Here is a 16,476-nt window from a genome sequence, read left to right as displayed (position 1 = left end):
GCCGGGGGCAACATTCGCGCTCCGGCCGGTGGCCCCGCCCTGCCGCCGGGCGGAGCCGGCCTCCCGTCAGCGGGACGGTGCCAGGGCGGACACCGCCGCGGCCCGGTCGTCCTGGGCCGGCTGCCAGGCCGCCGTGCAGAGGGACTCGGCCACGGCCGCCGTGTAGCGGGCGGCGGCGAGCCAGTGGGCGGCGAAGCCGTCGGTGTCGGCGGGCAGGAGCCGGCCGAAGAGGTCGCGCTCGCGCCGGCCCGCGGAGGCGCACAGCGCCGTCAGCAGCCCGGCGGCCGTGGGGAGGCCGGCCCGGCGGAGGCGGCTCGCGTCGGGTGTGACGTCGCCCAGCATGCCGAGGGCCGCCCGGCCCGCCGGGACCGTCTGGTCGACCCGGCGTTCCAGGAGGTGCAGGGGCGAGTGCGCACCGGGCCCGCCGGGACGGGGCGGGGCGATGTGCACCGGGGCGACCGGGTCCGGGAGGTCGGCGCGGCGCAGACGGTCCAGACCGAGGTCGATCGTGCCCTCGCCGGTGGGGTGCGAGCAGGCGAGCAGGGTGAGCCTCGGGTGGAGGGCGGGCACCAGGCGGCCGATGATCCTCAGCCGTGTCCCCGGCGCCGTGGCCAGCAGCATCAGATTGTCGCGGTGGGCCAGCGCCGGGTCGTCGTCGGCGACGGTGAGCCGGACCGGGACGCCTCCGTCGCACAGCGCGAGCAGGCAGGTGCCGCCCGGTTCCCGCACGGCGCCGAGGAGTTCGACGTCCAGGAAGAGCAGGTCGCTGCCGCCACCCTCCGGGTCCGCGTAGCGGGAGGTGGACCGCAGGGCACGGGCGGCCTGTTCGGACGGCGGCGTCTCCCAGAGGGCGGCGAGCGGCTGCTGTGTCCAGGCCGCGCCCCGGGCGCTGACGGCCTTGACGCCCTTCCCGGCGCCGAGTCTGCCGTCCGGCGAGACCGTGGCTCCGGAGACGGCCAGACCGGCCCGGCCGAGCTCCCGGTGGGTGAGCGCGCTGTCCCCCAGGCGCACGGCCCGGTCGGCCACGCCCAGGGCGCGCCCGACGCCGCCGGGCGCCACGTCGCCGACCGTGTAGAGCCGGCCGTCCGCTCCGGCGACCCAGGTCCGGGCGCCGCCGTGCCCCGAGTCGGTGACCACGGTCTCGGTGAACAGCCCGTAGAGGCGCAGCGAGCCGTCGGGGCTGTACGGGCGGCGGGCCCGGCCCCTGACAACGGCCAGCTCCGCCCCGGACGCCGTCCCCACCCGGTGCGCGGTGCCCAGGAGTTCGGCCAGCGCCGTGACGAGGTCGGCGGTGCGGTAGGACGGGTCCCCGGCACGGGCCGCGCGCAGCAGGGTGACGACGGACAGCGCGGCGCCCGCGGGGCGGGGCAGGTGCCGGAGCCGGGCGGTGTGCGCGGCGCGCAGGAGGGCCGACTGGGCGACGGCGCCGGCCCCGTCGACGCCGGCCTCCAGCACGGCCGCGCCCGCCGACCACAGGGCATCGGCCGCGGCCCGCTGTGCCTCGGTGGCCGCCTCCGGCGGGGACTCGGGGACGGGGTCGCCGTCGAGGGCCGCGGTGGTGGCGGGGGCAGCGGAGGGGGCGGGCGCGGCGGGTTCACCGGGGTGCGGGACGGCGGCCGGTTCGCCGGGGTGCGCGGCGGAGCCGGGGGCCGCCGGGGCGGGCGGGTCGGTGAGGTCGGGGGCCGGGTCGGCCACGGGGGCGGCGCAGGCGGCGGCCGCGCGGTGGACGCATGCCGGGGCGAGGAGGCAGCCGCAGGTGATGGCGTCCGACGTCGCCACCACACCGCCCGGGGCGTGCAGGCGCAGCTCGGTCTCGTCGTCGACCGCGATCGTCACCGTGTCCCCGTCGCGGTGCGCCGGGCGGGCGCCGAGCTTGGCCACCGCCCCGTCCAGCCGTTTGCGCAGCCGGGGCGACAGGTCCTCCACCAGTGTGGCCGTGACCTCCGGCGCGACGGGTGGCAACTGGGCGGCGGTCATGCGGTCTTCTCCCCTATCCAGCGGGCCAGTTCGAGTGGGCTGAGGGCCGCGACGGGCATGCCGGCGGCCACGAGCTGCCCGGCGACGCCCGTCGAGTACCGGGGACGGCCGGCGTCGTCGAGGCTGGCGCACCCAAGGACGTGGCAGCCGGTTGCGACCAGGGCCCGCACCTCGGACAGCAGCCCGCCCAGCGGCGCGCCCTCCTCGAAGTCGCTGATGACGACGACCAGGGTGCGGCTGGGCACCGTGATCAGGCTGCGGGCGTGGCGCAGACCGGCGGCGATGTGGGTGCCCCCGCCCACGCTCACCTCCAGCAGGAGGGAGAGGGGGTCGTGGACATGGCCGGTGAGGTCGACGACCTCGGTGGAGAAGGCCAGGAAGTGGGTGCTCAGGGTCGGCACCCCGGCGAGCACGGACGCGGTCAGCGCGGACCAGATCGTGGACGCCTCCATGGATCCGGAGACGTCGGTGACCAGGATCAGCCGCCAGTCGGCCGACCGGCGGGAGCGGCTGCGGAACACCGGCTTCTCCGGGATCACCTGGACCGTGCCGTCCTCCGTCCGGCGTGCGGTGGCCAGATTGGCGCGCAGCGTGCGCGGCAGGTCGAGCCGGCCGCCGGGGCGGCGGGTCGGCCGGGCCGACATGGTGCCGGTGAGGGCGGGGCGCAGCCGGGTGGCGAGCTGCCGGGTCAGTTCGTCGACCAGACGGCGGACCAGGGGCCGGAGCGCCGCGAGGCGGGCTTCGGGCAGACCGCCCGCGTACCGCAGGACCGTCCGGAGCAGTTCCACGGAGGGGGTGGCGGCCGCCGGGTCGAGTTCGGCGAGGACGTCCGGCCGGCCCGTCGCGGCCGCGGCGGCGAGGACCTCCTCGCGGATGCCGGGGCCGAACAGCGCGGCCAGTTCCTCGGACCAGCCGCGCACGCCGGGGAAGGACGCCTCGCGGCCGCCGCCGGGCAGCCCGCCGCGGGAGCCCTCGCCGCGCCCCGCGCCGTAGAGCTCGTCCAGGGCGGTGGCCAGGCGGGCGGCGCCGGACGGCACTTGGTCCGGGCGGCGGCCGAGCACCAGCCGCCACCGGTCGGCGGGCGCGAGGGTCCGCACGGGGGCGGCTTCCGCGGCGGATGCGCCGGTGGACGGCACCCCGGCGGGGTCGCAGGGCGGCGGCGGGAGGCTGTCACCGGGCGCGGTCGGGACGGGATCGCCGGGTGACGGGGAGACGGCGTGGCCGGGTGCCGCGGGCGGCAGGGGGACGGGATCGCCGGGTGACGGGGCGACGCTGTCGCCGGGCGCCGCGGGTGCCGCGGGCGGCAGGGGGACGGGATCGCCGGGCGGCAGGGGAACGGGCAGGCCCAGGTCGGCGAGGAGGGTGCGGGCCGCGAGGTCGGCGGCCGTGCGGCGGGCCAACTCGGCCGGGTCGTCCGCGTCGAGGGTGTCCACCCGAACGCCCAGCCGCTCCTCGACGGTGTCCAGCAGCCGGTCCCTGGCGGCGGGGCTCAGGGTGTCGAAACCACCGCGCAGGGCCGGGAGCCGGGCCAGGAACGCGCTGTCGTCCAGCTCGACGACCCGGTGCAGCAGCGGGTCCAGGGCTCCGACTCCGACGGTCAGGAGAGGGCCCGCGGCCGTCAGCACGCCGGTGAGGCGGGCGGTGAGCGCGGCCCGTGAGGCGCCGTCCACGGCTGCGTCCACCCAGGAGGCGACGCGCACGCCGAAGGCTCCCGCCTCCTCCTGGCCGGTGAGCACCCGGACGGCTCCGGCCGCGGCGGCAATCAGCGGCGTGCCGTCGGCGGCGAGCCGGGCGAGGGCGCCGGCCAGCCGGATGCCGCCCACCCGGTCGGCGCGCTGGGCCAGTTCGAGCAGGGCCCTGGCGTCCTCGGGCTCCTCGGAGCCGGTGAGGCCGTCGACCTGGCGGACCGCCGCCGAGGTCAGGAGCTCGGCCGCGTGCGCGGCGCGGGCGGAGACCGGTGCGGTGGCGGAAGCCGCTTCCGTCGTGGCGGCGGAAGCTGTCTCCGTGGGGGTTCCGGAACCCCTCTTCGTGGTGGCTCCGGTGGCGGGGGCGGATTCCGGCGCGGTGGCCCCGTCGGTATCGGCCGGCGCTCCAGGGGCCGGCGGGGCATCGGGGGCGGTCAGGCCCGGAAGGTGGCCCGCGTCGATGCGGTCCAGGAGGTCGAGCCCGGCGAGGAGCTCGGGCAGGGTGCCGCTCGCGGGGAGCACGGACGCCAGTTCCGTCAGCCGTTCGCCGGCCAGGGCGCGGAGCCCGCACCCGGCGGCCTCCGTGAGGCCCCGCACGACCTGGGCGGCCGTCGGGCCGCCCTCCGCCAGCTCGGCCGCGTGCCGCTGACGCAGCACTCCTTCGGCGGCCTGGGCCGGGGTGACACCGCGGGCACCGGCCGCGGTGAGCATCGCGGCCGTCGCCGGGGTCCACCGCACCTGCCAGCGGGTCGTGAGTCCTTCGCTGCCCGCCGCGCCGGTCACCCCCTGCTCCTGCGCGTAGGGGATGCCGCACACGGTCAGCCTGCGCAGCAGCAGTTCGCGGCGCCGGTCCAGGGCGGAGCGCGCCGGGTCGAGCCGGAGGTCGCGCGGTGTCTTCTCGTGCGCGTCCCCGGGGCCGGGGAGCGAGAGCGCCGCCGTCTCCGTCTCGACGGCGGGACCGAGTCCGCTGCGCGGGGCTGCGGGCGCGGGGCGCCCTGTGCGGGCTCCCACGAGGACGCCTTCGAGGGCCCGGGCGACGGCGCGGCCCGTGCCGTAGGTCTCGCCGCGGCCGAGCACCGTCTGCACGGCCTCCAGCAGTTCGCCGCGGCCGGGGGCGGGCAGGTCGCGCAGGCGGGCCAGGTCGCCGGCCACCCGCACGACCTCGCGGCCGTCCGCCGGGCCGTAGGGGTGGCCCTGTTCGCGCAGGGCCGCGCAGACGCGGACCGCGGTGCGGATCAGCGCCTCGTGCAGCGCGGTCGGGTCCCCGGCGGCGTCCAGCACGGTGTGCTGCCACTCCGGGTCCCGGATGCCGGCCGGGTAGCCGGACCGGGAGTCGAGCAGCGGGTAGGTGTAAGGGATCAGGGAGACCGTGCACGCGGCCGTCCCGGCCGCGTCGTCGGCGTGGCCGTCCGCGCCCGGCGCGGGCTCGGCGGCGGTCCGGGCTCCCCCGGCGGCGGACGCCAGGAGTGCCGGGGTGTGGAAGGCGCCCACCACGACGGCGGGCCGCCGCCCGCTCGCCAGGGCCTCGGCCACATGACGGCGCATGCACGCCTCGCGCACCAGGTCCGTGCCGTCGACCGCGCCCTGTGCCTCGGCCTCGTGGCGCAGCGCCCAGCCGGTGAGCAGGGCGGCACGCCGGAGGGCCTCGGGCGGCGAACCGGGCGCGGGGGCCTCCACCAGCCGGTCCCAGAGGTCGTCGCCGTCGCGGCCGGTGAGCCGGGACCGGAGCGCCGCGGACAGCCCGTGCCCCTCCCCCGGCCCGGGCGCCGGGCCGGCGTCCGGGACGGGGGCGGGTGTGTCGGGGCCGCCGCCCGCCCACGCCCGGTCGGCGAGCGGCAGATCGCAGGCCACGGCCGGGACCCCGTGCCGTGCCGCCCAGCGCAGGGCGACCAGTTCGGGCGAGAAGTCGGCGAACGGGTAGAAGGCGGGACCCCGTTCGCCTGCCGGGCCGCTCCCGGGCCCGTCCGCGAGCACGGCGGCCAGCGCCACCGGTGCCTCGGTGTCCTCGTGGGCGAGCCAGCCCAGCCAGGGCTGGAACTCGGCGGGCAGTTCGACGAGGAGGACGTCGGGGGCCGCAGCGTCCAGCAGGGCCGGGAGGGCGGCCGCGAGCGAGGGCGCGTGGTGGCGCACCCCGATCAGGAACGGCAGCCCCGGGCCGTCCGCCGCGAGGGCCGCCACGGCGGCCTCGGGGGTCAACGGCCCGGCGGCCGGGCCGTCCACCGGGACGCCGTAGGGCGTCCCGGTGGACGGTTCGGCCTCGCCGCCGGGCGGCGCGCCGATGGCGGGCGGCGCGCCGGTGGACAGCGCCGCCTCGGTGGGTGGCACCGCGGCGACCGGCGGCGCCGCGGCCGTGGACGGCGCCACGGCCTCGGCCGGCGTCTCGGGGGTGGTCGATCGGCTCACCGTCAGTTCTCCAGTACCCCGCGCAGGTCCCACAGGGCACGCCAGGTGGCCGAGCCCTGCTCGGCGCGGCGGCGCACCGGGCCGTCCCAGTAGCCGAGCAGCCGGGCCGCGTCGGCGGGGTCGTCCTTGCGGACGACACCGAGGAGATGGCCGGGCAGGAGGGAGAGCACGTCACGGTCGCCGGGGAAGTAGGCGGCGGCCAGGCCCAGGGACCCCGCGACGGAGACCGCCTCGGCCGTGCTCATCACCGTGGAGGGGCGCTCGACCTCCCAGCCCTCCACGGAGCGGCCCTCGCGCAGGTCCCGGAAGGCGGTGACGAGGGCTTCGAGGACCGCGTCGTCCACCTGGTAGGCGGCGCCCGCGCGTTCGACGGCTGCGCGGGACTGGCGCCGGACGAGCGCGGTCTCGGCGTCGACGTCGCCGATGGGGCCCACGGTCTCGAAGTTGAAGCGCCGCTTCAGCGCGGCGGACATCTCCGAGACGCCCTTGTCCCGCAGGTTGGCGGTGGCGATCAGGGTGAACCCGGGGGCCGCGTGCACCTGGGCGCTGTCGCCGCCCGCGAGTTCGGGGACCGCGATCCGCCGCTCGGAGAGCAGGGACACGAGGGCGTCCTGGACCTCGGGCAGGCAGCGGGTGACCTCCTCGACACGGGCGACGGCGCCCCGGGTCATCGCGGTGAGCACCGGTGAGGGGACCAGGGCCTGCTCGGTGGGGCCCTGGGCGAGCAGCAGCGCGTAGTTCCAGCCGTACTTGAGCTGGTCCTCGGTGGTGCCGGCGGTGCCCTGCACGGTGAGCGCGCTCGTCCCGCAGACGGCCGCCGACAGCAGCTCGGAGAGCATGGACTTGGCGGTGCCCGGTTCGCCGACGAGGAGGAGTCCGCGCTCTCCGGCGAGGGTGACCACGCACCGTTCGACCAGGGCGCGTTCGCCGACGAACTTCTGCTCGATCACCAGCCGGCGCGGCACGCCGGCCCCGGGCCGGGCGCCCTTCGGCAGCGCCAGTGCCTCGCCCGCGCTGCCCATCACGAAGGTGACGACGGCGCGCGGGGTGAGCAGCCAGCCGGGCGGGCGCGGCCCGGTGTCGTGGGCGGCGAGGAAGGCCAGCTCGGTGGCGTACCGGTCCTCGGGCGGGGTGACCTGGCGGTGCTCCCGGCCGGTTGCGGCCGCCTGGTCCGGGACGCCGCCGGTGGTGGCGTCGGTGGTGGTGGCGCCGGGGGCGGTGGCGTCCGTCGTGGTGGTGGTGTCGCTCGTCATCGGCGGCGGCCCTTCCGGGGTGCGCGGGTGTCCAGTTCTTCGAAGGCGGGGGCGTCGCCGCCGCGGACCCGGGCCCAGGCGGCTGCGAACAGCGCGGGCACGGGGAGGTGTGGCACGGTCCGGGCGGATCCGGACACCGGGTAGAGGTGTTCTTTCCAGGTCTCCAGCGGCAGTGCGGGGGCGCTGCGTTCGAGCCAGCCGCAGGGGAGGAAGAGGGCGCGGCCGGCGCGGGAGCGCTTGGCCTCCACCACGAGGCCGGTGGCGGCGAGTTCCGCCCGGGCCTTCTTGACCTGGGCCGGCTTCCACTGCGTCCAGCGGACGCAGTTGCGGTCGGTCGGATCGGGGAGGGCGAGCAGCATCAGGTACAGGGCGGCTGCGTCGGCGGACAGGCCCAGGGTGCCGGCAACCTCGGCCACCAGGTCCGGCACCGCGCGCGACGGGTCCTGGGCGGGGTGGTGCGGGGAGCCGTCGGGGGCGCCCGCCGCGGCCAGCGCGCCGGTCTCCTCGTCCAGCAGTGCGCGCAGGGCGAGCAGATCACCGGTGCCGTAGCGGGCGACGGTGCCCTCGATGAGGCCGAAGGCCGGGTCCTCGGGGCCGGACAGTCCGGCCGGGCGGATCAGCAGCTTCTCACTGCTGCCGTGGCCGGGGGCGAGGAGGAGTGCCGTGCCGGCCCGGACCAGGCCGTCGGGGCCGGCGCCGCCGGACTCGGGGAGCCCGTGGGCTAGGCGGATGGCGGCGCCGATCGAGGTCCCCGACTCCGTCCAGTCCAGGCCGAGGTCCAGCACCAGGTGCGGGTCGGCGAGGCGGTCGCGCAGTGCGGCGAGCCCGGTGGGCAGGTGTGCCCGCAGGGGGTGTCCGTACGGGAGCGTGTAGGCGAGGGTGCGCAGGGCGGTGAGGGCCGTGGAGATCGCCCCGCGTGCACCGACCCGGCGCAGGCCCGGGCGGCCGGTGCCGTCCGGGATGTCGGCGCCGTGGGTGAGCCAGTTCCGGGAGCCGGCGTTGAGGATCAGGTCGACGGCGCCGGATGTGGTGCCCGTCAGGTCGAGGTCCAGTTCCTCGGGGACGCGGACGAGGGAGGACAGGCGCTCCTGCCAGACCTCGGCGGCCGCCCCGGTGTCCGGTCCGGTGGACCACAGCGCGGCCGGGTCGGCGGGCAGCAGGGCCCGGAGCAGGGCGTGCCGGTCGGCGCGGGGCAGGGCGTCCAGTTGTGCCTGGGCCGCCTCGAAGGCCCGGGTCTTCGTGCCGAGCAGGGTGAGCGCTTCGGCGCCGGGCTCCTCGACGGCGGCCGACAGCAGGGCGGCGGACTGGAGGGGGCCGATCCCGGTGGCGGCGTGGAACGCCTCGGCGGACTCGGGACGCCAGGGCGCCGGGCCCTGCTCCCGCACCAGGGCGGTGAGCCGGGTGAGCCGGTCGCGGTCGATGCCCTGCCGGTGGACGTGCTCGTTGTCCAGCGTGAAGCCGGGCACGGGGCCGAAGGCGCCGGTGGGGTCGTGGTCCAGGGCGAGCCAGCGGGCCGCGTCGTTCCGGGAGTTCCGGCCCTGGTGGGTGAGGATAACGACGGTGCGGGCGCCCTTGCGCAGCACCTGTCCGAGGCGGTGCACGGCCTCGGGGCTGCTCTGCCCGGAGGTCCCGCCGCTGTACGGCTCGGTGAGCTCCACGTGCCGCACGGTGCCCGCCGGGTCGGCCAGCGGGCCCGCGGCAAGGGTGTCGAGCAGGACCAGAAGCCCGGCGCGGTGCTCGGGCGAGGTGGTCGCCGAGGCCGCCCGGTAGGCGAGTTGGGGCAGCTTGTCGAGGAGCGGCAGCCAGCCCAGGGAGTCGCCGGGCACGGTGTACTCGTCGCGCTGCCAGCCGTCCGCGGCGGTGAAGGGGACCTTGGACGGCACGGCCGGGCCGAAGGCCGGCTCGCCGCCGAGGACGTGGTTGACGGCGAGGATCTGCCGGATCGTGGTCCAGCGGCTCGCGGCTCCCCACCAGCCGCCGTGCATCCGCTCGGAGCCCCAGACGGTGGCGTTCCGCAGGGTCGTGTCGTCGGCGTGCTCGGGGGCGTGGTCGAAGAACATGCCCTGGGTGCGCGCGGTGTTGCGGGGCGTGGCCGGCTGCGCGGGCTTGGGCGGTTCCAGGTAGCGGGCCGCCGCGGCGGCCCGGTCGACGGCGTTGCGGACGAGGGCGGTGACGCCGTCGAGGAGCCGTGGGTCGGACACCTCGGGCAGGACCGCGGCGACGGCCTCGCGACTGAGCTCGCGGGAGGAGGGCCCGGTGTACTCCTTGACCGCCCGGAAGGCCTCCAGGTGGCGGGCGACCGCGGCCTCGACCTCCTTGAACAGCTCACCCGCCCGGGAGTCGGTCAGCTGCCGCAGGGCGGCGGAGCCCCGCTCGTCCCTCGGGCGCAGGGCGTGCCAGTAGGCGACGGGCGCCACATAGGGGGTGCCGGCCGCGTCGTTGCCGCCGGTGGAGTCGGTGCCGACGGACCACAGGCTGCCGCCGGTGCCGTCGGTGTCGGCCGGGTACGCGTGGACGGAGCGGTGCAGCAGGGTCGTGACGGGCCGTGAGCCGCCGGGCAGGGTGAGGGCGCCGATCGGCACCGGGGTGCCGCCGCCGGGCAGCGGGTGCGGCAGGCTCACGGTGTGGCCGTCGGGCGTGCCGGCGACGATCCGGTGGCCGTCGGCGGGGGCTGCCGTGCCGGGCTCGGCGACGGTGCGGCGGACCCAGCGGCCGAGGACGGTGCCGTCGGTGCCGAACGGGGTGTGCTCCAGGCCGGGCTGGAGGGGCAGCACCTGGCAGTCCCCGGTGAGCAGCCGGGTGCCGTCCTGGACGCCGGAGCGGAGGAAGTCGGGGAGGGAGGCGCGGCCGTGGGTGCCGCCGGCCGGGTCGTACTCCAGCCACACCCGCTGCGTGCCCTGATGACCGTCCCGCCAGTAGCCGGTGCCGTCGGAGATGACGGCGCGCTGGGGCGGGAGGGAGGTGTCGCCCGCGTGCAGGGCCTTGCCGCCGGTGGCGCGGCCGCCGCCGGGCAGCGGGAGGCAGACCGCGTCCGAGGGGCTGGAGCCGCCCCAGCGGGGGATCTGGTCGCCGCCGACGGCGAAGACCTCGGCGGGACGGTTCGACCAGTAGCCCTGCTGCTTGCCGTCCTCCCACCACAGGACCAGCAACTCGCCGTCGACGTAACGGAAGGCAGGCGTCCGCCAGCGGTCGGAGCTGGCGGGCATCCGCAGGGTGTGGCGCAGCAGGACGCCTTCCGGGCCGACGACGACGGCACGTTCGCGGGTGTTGAGGATCAGCGCGGGCCAGGCGCCGGTGACGCCGACGCCCTCCGAGCGGCCGCGCTGCTGCTGCGCGGCGGCGGCCGCCTCGGCGGCCAGCTCCGCGTAGGTCTCGTCGAGGGCGGCCCAGCCCAGTTCGTCGAGGACGCCGGTGCGCAGGGTGGCGGCCAGCAGCGGCACCACGTCGTGGGTCCTGAGGCGTTGTACGGCGTCCGGGGCGACGTCCGCGGCGACGGTGCGGAACGCCGAGAGCCGGTTGAGGGTGGTGTGCAGAGCGGGGAGTCCTCGTGCTGCCGTGTACTCCTCGGCGCGGGCGGTCAGCCACTCGCGCAGGATCCCGGAGAGCACGGGGTGTGCCGCCAGGGTCGCCATGGCGGCGTCGCCCAGGCGCTGGCCGCGTCCGCCGCCGAGGTCGCCGACGGTACGGCTGAGCAGGGTGCGGAAGGCCGGCTGTGCGGCGACGGCGGTGAGATCGCGTGCTCCGGGCGCGGTGTCGGTGAGCCAGGCCTCGAGCGGGAGGCCGACGGGCTGGGTGGTGTCCTGGTCGTCCGGTTCGGCGACGGGGACGCCGGAGGCCAGGCAGAGGTCGAGGAGGTCCAGGTCGGCGGTGCGCTGCCAGCGGCCCTGGAACAGTTCGACGGGGCGGTCGTCGGCGCGCAGCCGGCCGGTCATGCGGGCCGCCAGTTCGTGGGTGCCCCGGCCGCGGCCCGAGGTGGCGCGGTTGCGCCGGCGGTGTGCCTCCCAGCGGGCGAGCCAGTCCGCCGGGGACACGGTCGGCGCCGCGTCGGAGGGGGCGGGGGCGGCGGCGTCCGGGAGGGCGGTCAGCAGGTCCTCGGCGCCGGACTCGGCGAGCAGGGCGAGCCAGTCGCGTTCGCCGTCGACGTCACGGCCGCTCTCGCTGAAGGTCTCCGGGAAGAAGCCGAGGAGCCGGGCGCGCACGGCCGTGTCCCGCTGGGCGAGGGCGACGAGCGCGGGGCGGTAGGCCGTCCAGAACGAGGCGGGGGCGCGGACGACTCCCGGGGAGCCGATCAGATCGGCCACCAGATCGCGTTCGGCGGCGTCGCGGTCCAGGCCGGCGGCCTTGACCAGCGCGCGGACGTCCTGCGGGAGGGCGGCGTAGGGCGGCATGCCGGCGGCGCAGCGCTCGACCAGCAGCCGGCGGAACTGCGCCCAGGCGTCCGCCGGGGCGAGGCGGGCGACGAGGTCCCGTACGTACTGGCGCAGCGCCTTGACCGTCAGCGCGCCGGCGAAGGCGAACTCCAGGAAGACGGCCCGCTGCCGGTCCTCGTCGACGACCAGGCCGTGCACCCGCTCGGCCTCGCGGGCCTTGCCGAAGAAGGAGGCGGCGTAGGTGGTGTTCTCGGCCTGGAGGAAGAGACGTGCCACCTGCTCGTAGTAGGTGGGGAGGAAGTGGGGGACGGCGCGGCCGAGCCGGGTGCCGAGGGCGTCGAAGCCCTCCTTGGCCGCTCCGGCGCGGGACTTGGCCTGCCGGCCGAGCCGCTCGATGTCCTTGACCAGGGCGAGGGCGTGGTGCCCGTTGGCCGGGTCGTTGACCAGCGCCCAGGCGGGGAAGCCCAGCGTCTCGCGGCGGACCTGGCCGACGACGGGCGCCTCGGTGCCGCGGGTGAGCCCGAGGAACTCCAGGGCCAGGTCCTCGGCTTCGCCGAGGGTGCCGGGCACGAGCCGGACCACGGGGCGGTCGCCGAGGGCGGTGTGGGTGTAGGTGCGGGCGGTCAGCGCGTCGGCGTCGTCCCGGTCGGTGGTGCCGGCCGGGAGGACCGCGCCCGCTTCCAGCAGGGCGGCCGCGCGGGCCTCTGCGGCGGAACTGCCCGCGCCCCGGGCCTGGGCGGGCAGGGACGCCGCGGTGTCGGTGGTCGTCTGGCTCACGTCGGTGTCCGCATCCGTGTTCGCGCCGGTGTTCGTCGTCGTGGTGCTCATGCCGCCCGCTCCTCGTCCGCCACGTCGCGGCCGGCGTAGAGCGCCGCGGCCATGCGCATGCCCTCGGACCACGCGACGGGGCCGACCTCGGCGGCCGTCAGCGTGCGCCCCGTGGGGTCGGTCCAGCCCAGGGGGCCCGTCTCGGTGTCGTACGCGTCGTATCCGTCGTGCTCGCCGATCCAGATGCGCGCCTCGGCGGTGACGCCGTCCTCGACGACGGGGCAGACGGCATATCCTCCGCGCGAGCGGTACCCGAGCTGGGTGACGCGGCCGTGCAAGAAGCGCAGTTCCTTGAAGACGCCGCCGGCGTAGGTGTCCACGGAGGTGGTGTCGGGGGCGGTGCCGGGCGGGCGGCGCCACACCTCGCGGAACAGCTGCTCCACCTGCTGGTCCACGCCGAGTTCGACGGCGAACTCGCGCAGGTCGTCGAGGTCGTCGAGGAGGACGGGGTGGGGGACGCTGACGACGTCGGGGGTGATGCGGACCGTGTCGCCGTCGAGGTCGACGAGGCCGAGGCCGCGGTCGGGGTCGACATCGCGCAGGAATCCGGCGACCCCGCCGTCCGCGCCGGTGACCACCACGTCCCGCAGGGCCGCCTGCCAGGCCGGGTCGGGCCACACGCGGGCGAGGACGGCCGTGGGCACGGGCAGCGAACGCACCATCCACTGCTCGACGTCGCTCAGGCACCGGCGTTCGTGCCGGTCCAGCCACTCGGTGAGCTGCTGGAGCCCGACGACCGCGGGGTCGTCCTTCAGTTTGGCCGGGACCGACTTCAGCAGCCGGCCCTTCCCGTTGCGGCAGACCACCTTGCCCGCCTCCAGGGCGACTTCGTAGTCGCCCGCGGATACCCACCCCATGCGCTGTTCTCCCCGTAGTCCCGGACGGCCGCCGGACCGGCGGCACGCTGATGAGACCCGTCGACGGCAACACACCGTGACGAGTGGAAGAGACTCTAGGGGGCCCCAGTGACAACGGGGTGGGTGCCCTTGCGTTCACGGGGCCCGGCGGGGGCGGACGTCCGTGCGGCGGGCGGCGGGAGACACGCCCCCGCCCGGGTGACACCGCGTCCGGCGGCCCGTGTCGGCGCGGTGTGCACGGCCGTGTCGGTGGACGGAGCCGGCCCGGAGGCGGGCCGCTCCCCCGGGATCCCGCGGGCCGTCAGGACCCGCTGTCACCCGATGGGTTCCCGCGCGGGTGTGTCCGCCTCGGCGGCCATCCAGGCTTCGAGCTGCTCCCGGGTGGTCGCGGGGTCGGCCACGAGTGCGCCCAGGTCGTCGCCCTCGACGACGGTGGTCGCCAGGGCCGGGCAGCGGCGGCAGCCGTCCACCCCGGTCTGCACCCACCACTTGCAGTGAGGGCGCAGATGACACCGCGGCACGTTCCGGTTCCCGTCCGCGGGCGTCGCCGCGACCCGCTCCACCAGGGTGCAGTCGTTGCCCCTGCGGTGCAGGCAGTTGCTGACACAGTGCGACGCGAAGCGCAGCACCCGTGTCGGCTCGACGTCCTCGGGAACGACCGGGAGGACGTCCCGGGCGGGTACGGGATCGGCGAGGTACACGACCTCACCGTCCTGCCCGGAGCGCACGCCCAGCACGACCGACTCCGGTGCGTCGGCCTTGCCGCTCGGGCACCATGTACGGGTCGTGCCGGTACGGTCCGCGGTGTTCATCTCGACCTCCTCGTAGGTCCTGCGGTCCTGCGGTCCTGCCGGACGTTCCGGCCGCTAGACGATCTGGCCGGCGCAGGCGGGCGTGCAGGCGGCGGCCATGCGCTCCTGCGCGACGGCCTCGGTGAGGTGCGACTGCAACTGCGCCGCGGTGATCTGCGCGGGCTTCGGCGACGGCTGCGCGGACGCGGCCCCCGCGGCACCGAGCACGAGCGCGGCGGCAGCGGCGGCGGCAGCGGTGCCTCCGACGGCGGAGCGGGCGGTGTACTTCATGCGAACCTCCTGGAACGGCATGGCGGAAATCGGTGTACCGGCACGCTAGGACGCCCCCGGAGCCGCCACCGGCAGTTCGGGCGGCTGTCGGGGGGCAGCCTCGGCGCCGGCCCGGACGGGGCCGCCCAGGGCGTGTCCCCTCGGGAACAATTCGTCACCCCGTGCACGTTTTGCGGACTACGGGACGGCAATAACGCCAGTGCGTCGCGCACCGAAGGACAGGGACCGCGCGCACGCGGCGTTCGGCGCCCGGGCAGGGCACCTGTTTCTAGGAGAGTTCATGAGCAAGTTCCGCGGCGGGATCAAGGTGCTGCGCGGCCTCAAGCAGGAGGCCGACGGCAAGGCGCTGATGGACGCCCGGCTGCGCACGGCGGGGCGCCGTCTGATCGACCAGGGGCGCAGCGAGATGCACCCGCACCACACCCGCGTCACGCCCGGCCCCGGCCCCCACTGACCGATGTACCAGCGGGCGGCGGAGCACCTGCTCCTCCGTCCGCGTCCGCCGCGGGAGCGCGGCGGCCCGCGCCGCGCCCGGCACGGCCGGGCTCCCGCGGGGTAGAAGGAGGACATGCCCCCGGGAAGGCCGGGCGCACCGGCGGTGGAGGAGAGTGGCATGGACTTCGAGGTCGGCGGTCCGCTGCTGGTGGCGGCCGTGGTACTCGCCGTGGCGGCCGCGGTCTACGCGGCCGTGCTGCTCGTCAAGGTGTTCCGGGCGCGCAAGCTGCTGATGGACGCCGGTGTGCCGCTGCGGTCCAAGGCCCTGTTCTGGGCGGCGGTGATCTACACCGTCTCGCCCGTCGACCTGATCCCCGACCCCGTCTACCTGGACGACATCGGCGTCCTGCTGCTCGCCCTGCGGGCGCTGCACTCCGCCGCCACCGACCGGTCCCGCGACGGCGCCCGGCCCTGACCGGCGGGCGCCCTCGCGACACCGCCGTGCACAACGGTGCGCTCCCCGCGTCGCGGGGAGCGCACCGCGGGGCCGGGCGGCGCTCGCCTCGGCGTCGTGTCCCGCCCCGCCGGCCGCGAGGGTGTCAGCGGCGTCCGCGCAGCCGGCCGAACAGGCTGCGCGCCTGGGCGCGCTTGCGCGGGTCGGCCGCGGCGCGCCGGGCCGAGGCGATGGTCCGCTGACCCTGAGGGCTGCGGCTGAACTGCGTGAGACGGGCGATCAGTCCGGGCATGGTTCCTCCTCGAAGCGGTATGCGATCCGCCTACCCCGATACGGAGCGAGGATGTCCGGGCGTCGCGCCGCGCCGGCGCCCCGGACCCCGGAGCGGCGCTCCTTGACAGGCAAGTGAGCACTTGCCTATAACGGAGTCATGACCGCCGAAGCCGACCTGTTCAAGGCCCTCGGCGACGCGACGCGGCGCATCATCCTCGACGAGCTGTCCGAGCAGGACGGGCAGACGCTGTTCGAGATCTGCGGCCGGCTCACGATGAAGCACGGTCTCGCCTCGTCACGCCAGGCCATATCCCAGCACCTCGCCGTCCTCGAACAGGCCGGCCTCGTGCACACCCGGCGACAGGGCCGGTACAAGTTCCACCACCTCGACACGGGCCCGCTGCGCTCGATCGTCGAACGGTGGCCGATCGACCGAGAGGAACCGAGTCCGTGATCCGGATCAACATCACCAGCGTGCTCGTCGACGACCAGGCGAAGGCGCTCGCCTTCTACACCGACAAGCTCGGATTCACCAAGAAGACGGACGTGCCCGCGGGCGACGCCCGCTGGCTCACCGTCGTCTCCCCCGCCGACCCGGACGGGGTGGAGCTGCTGCTGGAGCCGGACGGCCATCCGGCGGCGCGCCCGTTCAAGAACGCGCTGGTCGGGGACGGCATCCCCTACACGCAGTTCGCCGTCGACGACGTGTACGCGGAGGTCGAACGGCTCAAGGGCCTCGGCGTCGAGTTCACCCAGGAGGCGACCGACCTCGGGCCCGTCGTGACCGCCGTGCTGGACGACACCTGCGGCAACCTCATCCAGCTCGCCACCATGAAGTAGCCGGTCCGGACCCGCACCG

12 protein-coding genes are annotated in these 16,476 nt (G+C 76.7%); 4 read left to right on the top strand and 8 right to left on the bottom strand.

Annotated features, from left to right (window positions below):
- Window positions 1-66 precede the first annotated feature (66 nt).
- From JE024_RS34710 to JE024_RS34680, 7 genes are all read right to left on the bottom strand, one after another.
- Entirely contained in the window at window positions 67-1,977 is a 1,911-nt protein-coding gene (locus tag JE024_RS34710; RefSeq protein ID WP_205377834.1) for a hypothetical protein, read from the bottom strand.
- A complete protein-coding gene (locus JE024_RS34705; RefSeq protein ID WP_372449910.1) occupies window positions 1,974-5,840 on the bottom strand; it encodes a DUF5682 family protein in 3,867 nt (1,288 codons plus the stop codon). The genes JE024_RS34710 and JE024_RS34705 overlap by 4 nt, the downstream gene beginning before the upstream one ends.
- Window positions 5,841-6,067: 227 nt before the next feature.
- Window positions 6,068-7,318 (bottom strand): ATP-binding protein, encoded by a 1,251-nt coding sequence (locus tag JE024_RS34700; protein ID WP_205377833.1) that lies wholly within the window; start codon window positions 7,316-7,318, stop codon window positions 6,068-6,070.
- The gene (locus tag JE024_RS34695) at window positions 7,315-12,516 is read right to left on the bottom strand and encodes a hypothetical protein (protein ID WP_205377832.1); all 5,202 of its coding nucleotides are present in this window, start codon (window positions 12,514-12,516) and stop codon (window positions 7,315-7,317) included. Before JE024_RS34695 ends, JE024_RS34700 begins: the two co-directional genes overlap by 4 nt.
- A complete protein-coding gene (locus JE024_RS34690; protein ID WP_205377831.1) occupies window positions 12,513-13,373 on the bottom strand; it encodes a DUF4132 domain-containing protein in 861 nt (286 codons plus the stop codon). Before JE024_RS34690 ends, JE024_RS34695 begins: the two co-directional genes overlap by 4 nt.
- Window positions 13,374-13,687: 314 nt before the next feature.
- Entirely contained in the window at window positions 13,688-14,185 is a 498-nt protein-coding gene (locus JE024_RS34685; RefSeq protein ID WP_205377830.1) for a hypothetical protein, read from the bottom strand.
- A 54-nt stretch (window positions 14,186-14,239) separates the two neighbouring features.
- Entirely contained in the window at window positions 14,240-14,455 is a 216-nt protein-coding gene (locus JE024_RS34680; RefSeq protein ID WP_205377829.1) for a hypothetical protein, read from the bottom strand.
- A 280-nt stretch (window positions 14,456-14,735) separates the two neighbouring features.
- Here JE024_RS34680 and JE024_RS34675 point away from each other — a divergent pair, with 280 nt between their 5' ends.
- Both JE024_RS34675 and JE024_RS34670 read left to right on the top strand, forming a co-directional pair.
- Entirely contained in the window at window positions 14,736-14,909 is a 174-nt protein-coding gene (locus JE024_RS34675) for a hypothetical protein (RefSeq protein WP_205377828.1), read from the top strand.
- 159 nt (window positions 14,910-15,068) lie between these two features.
- Window positions 15,069-15,365 (top strand): YkvA family protein, encoded by a 297-nt coding sequence (locus JE024_RS34670; protein WP_205377827.1) that lies wholly within the window; start codon window positions 15,069-15,071, stop codon window positions 15,363-15,365.
- A 124-nt stretch (window positions 15,366-15,489) separates the two neighbouring features.
- Here JE024_RS34670 and JE024_RS34665 read toward each other — a convergent pair whose 3' ends face one another.
- Complete coding sequence (locus tag JE024_RS34665; protein ID WP_205377826.1) at window positions 15,490-15,636, bottom strand: hypothetical protein; 147 nt, start codon at window positions 15,634-15,636, stop codon at window positions 15,490-15,492.
- Window positions 15,637-15,774: 138 nt separating this feature from the next.
- On the opposite strand from JE024_RS34665, the gene JE024_RS34660 reads away from it, so the two are divergent.
- Entirely contained in the window at window positions 15,775-16,071 is a 297-nt protein-coding gene (locus JE024_RS34660) for an ArsR/SmtB family transcription factor (protein ID WP_205377825.1), read from the top strand.
- Window positions 16,071-16,457 carry a VOC family protein gene (locus JE024_RS34655; RefSeq protein ID WP_205378521.1) on the top strand — a complete coding sequence of 129 codons (387 nt, stop codon included), beginning with the start codon at window positions 16,071-16,073 and terminating at the stop codon, window positions 16,455-16,457. Before JE024_RS34660 ends, JE024_RS34655 begins: the two co-directional genes overlap by 1 nt.
- Window positions 16,458-16,476 lie beyond the last annotated feature (19 nt).

It is taken from the genome of Streptomyces zhihengii (genome assembly GCF_016919245.1).
GTDB classification, from domain to species: domain Bacteria; phylum Actinomycetota; class Actinomycetes; order Streptomycetales; family Streptomycetaceae; genus Streptomyces; species Streptomyces zhihengii.
The sequence above is the reverse complement of the archived record's forward strand: the minus strand, read 5'-3'. Positions and strand labels throughout refer to the sequence as shown.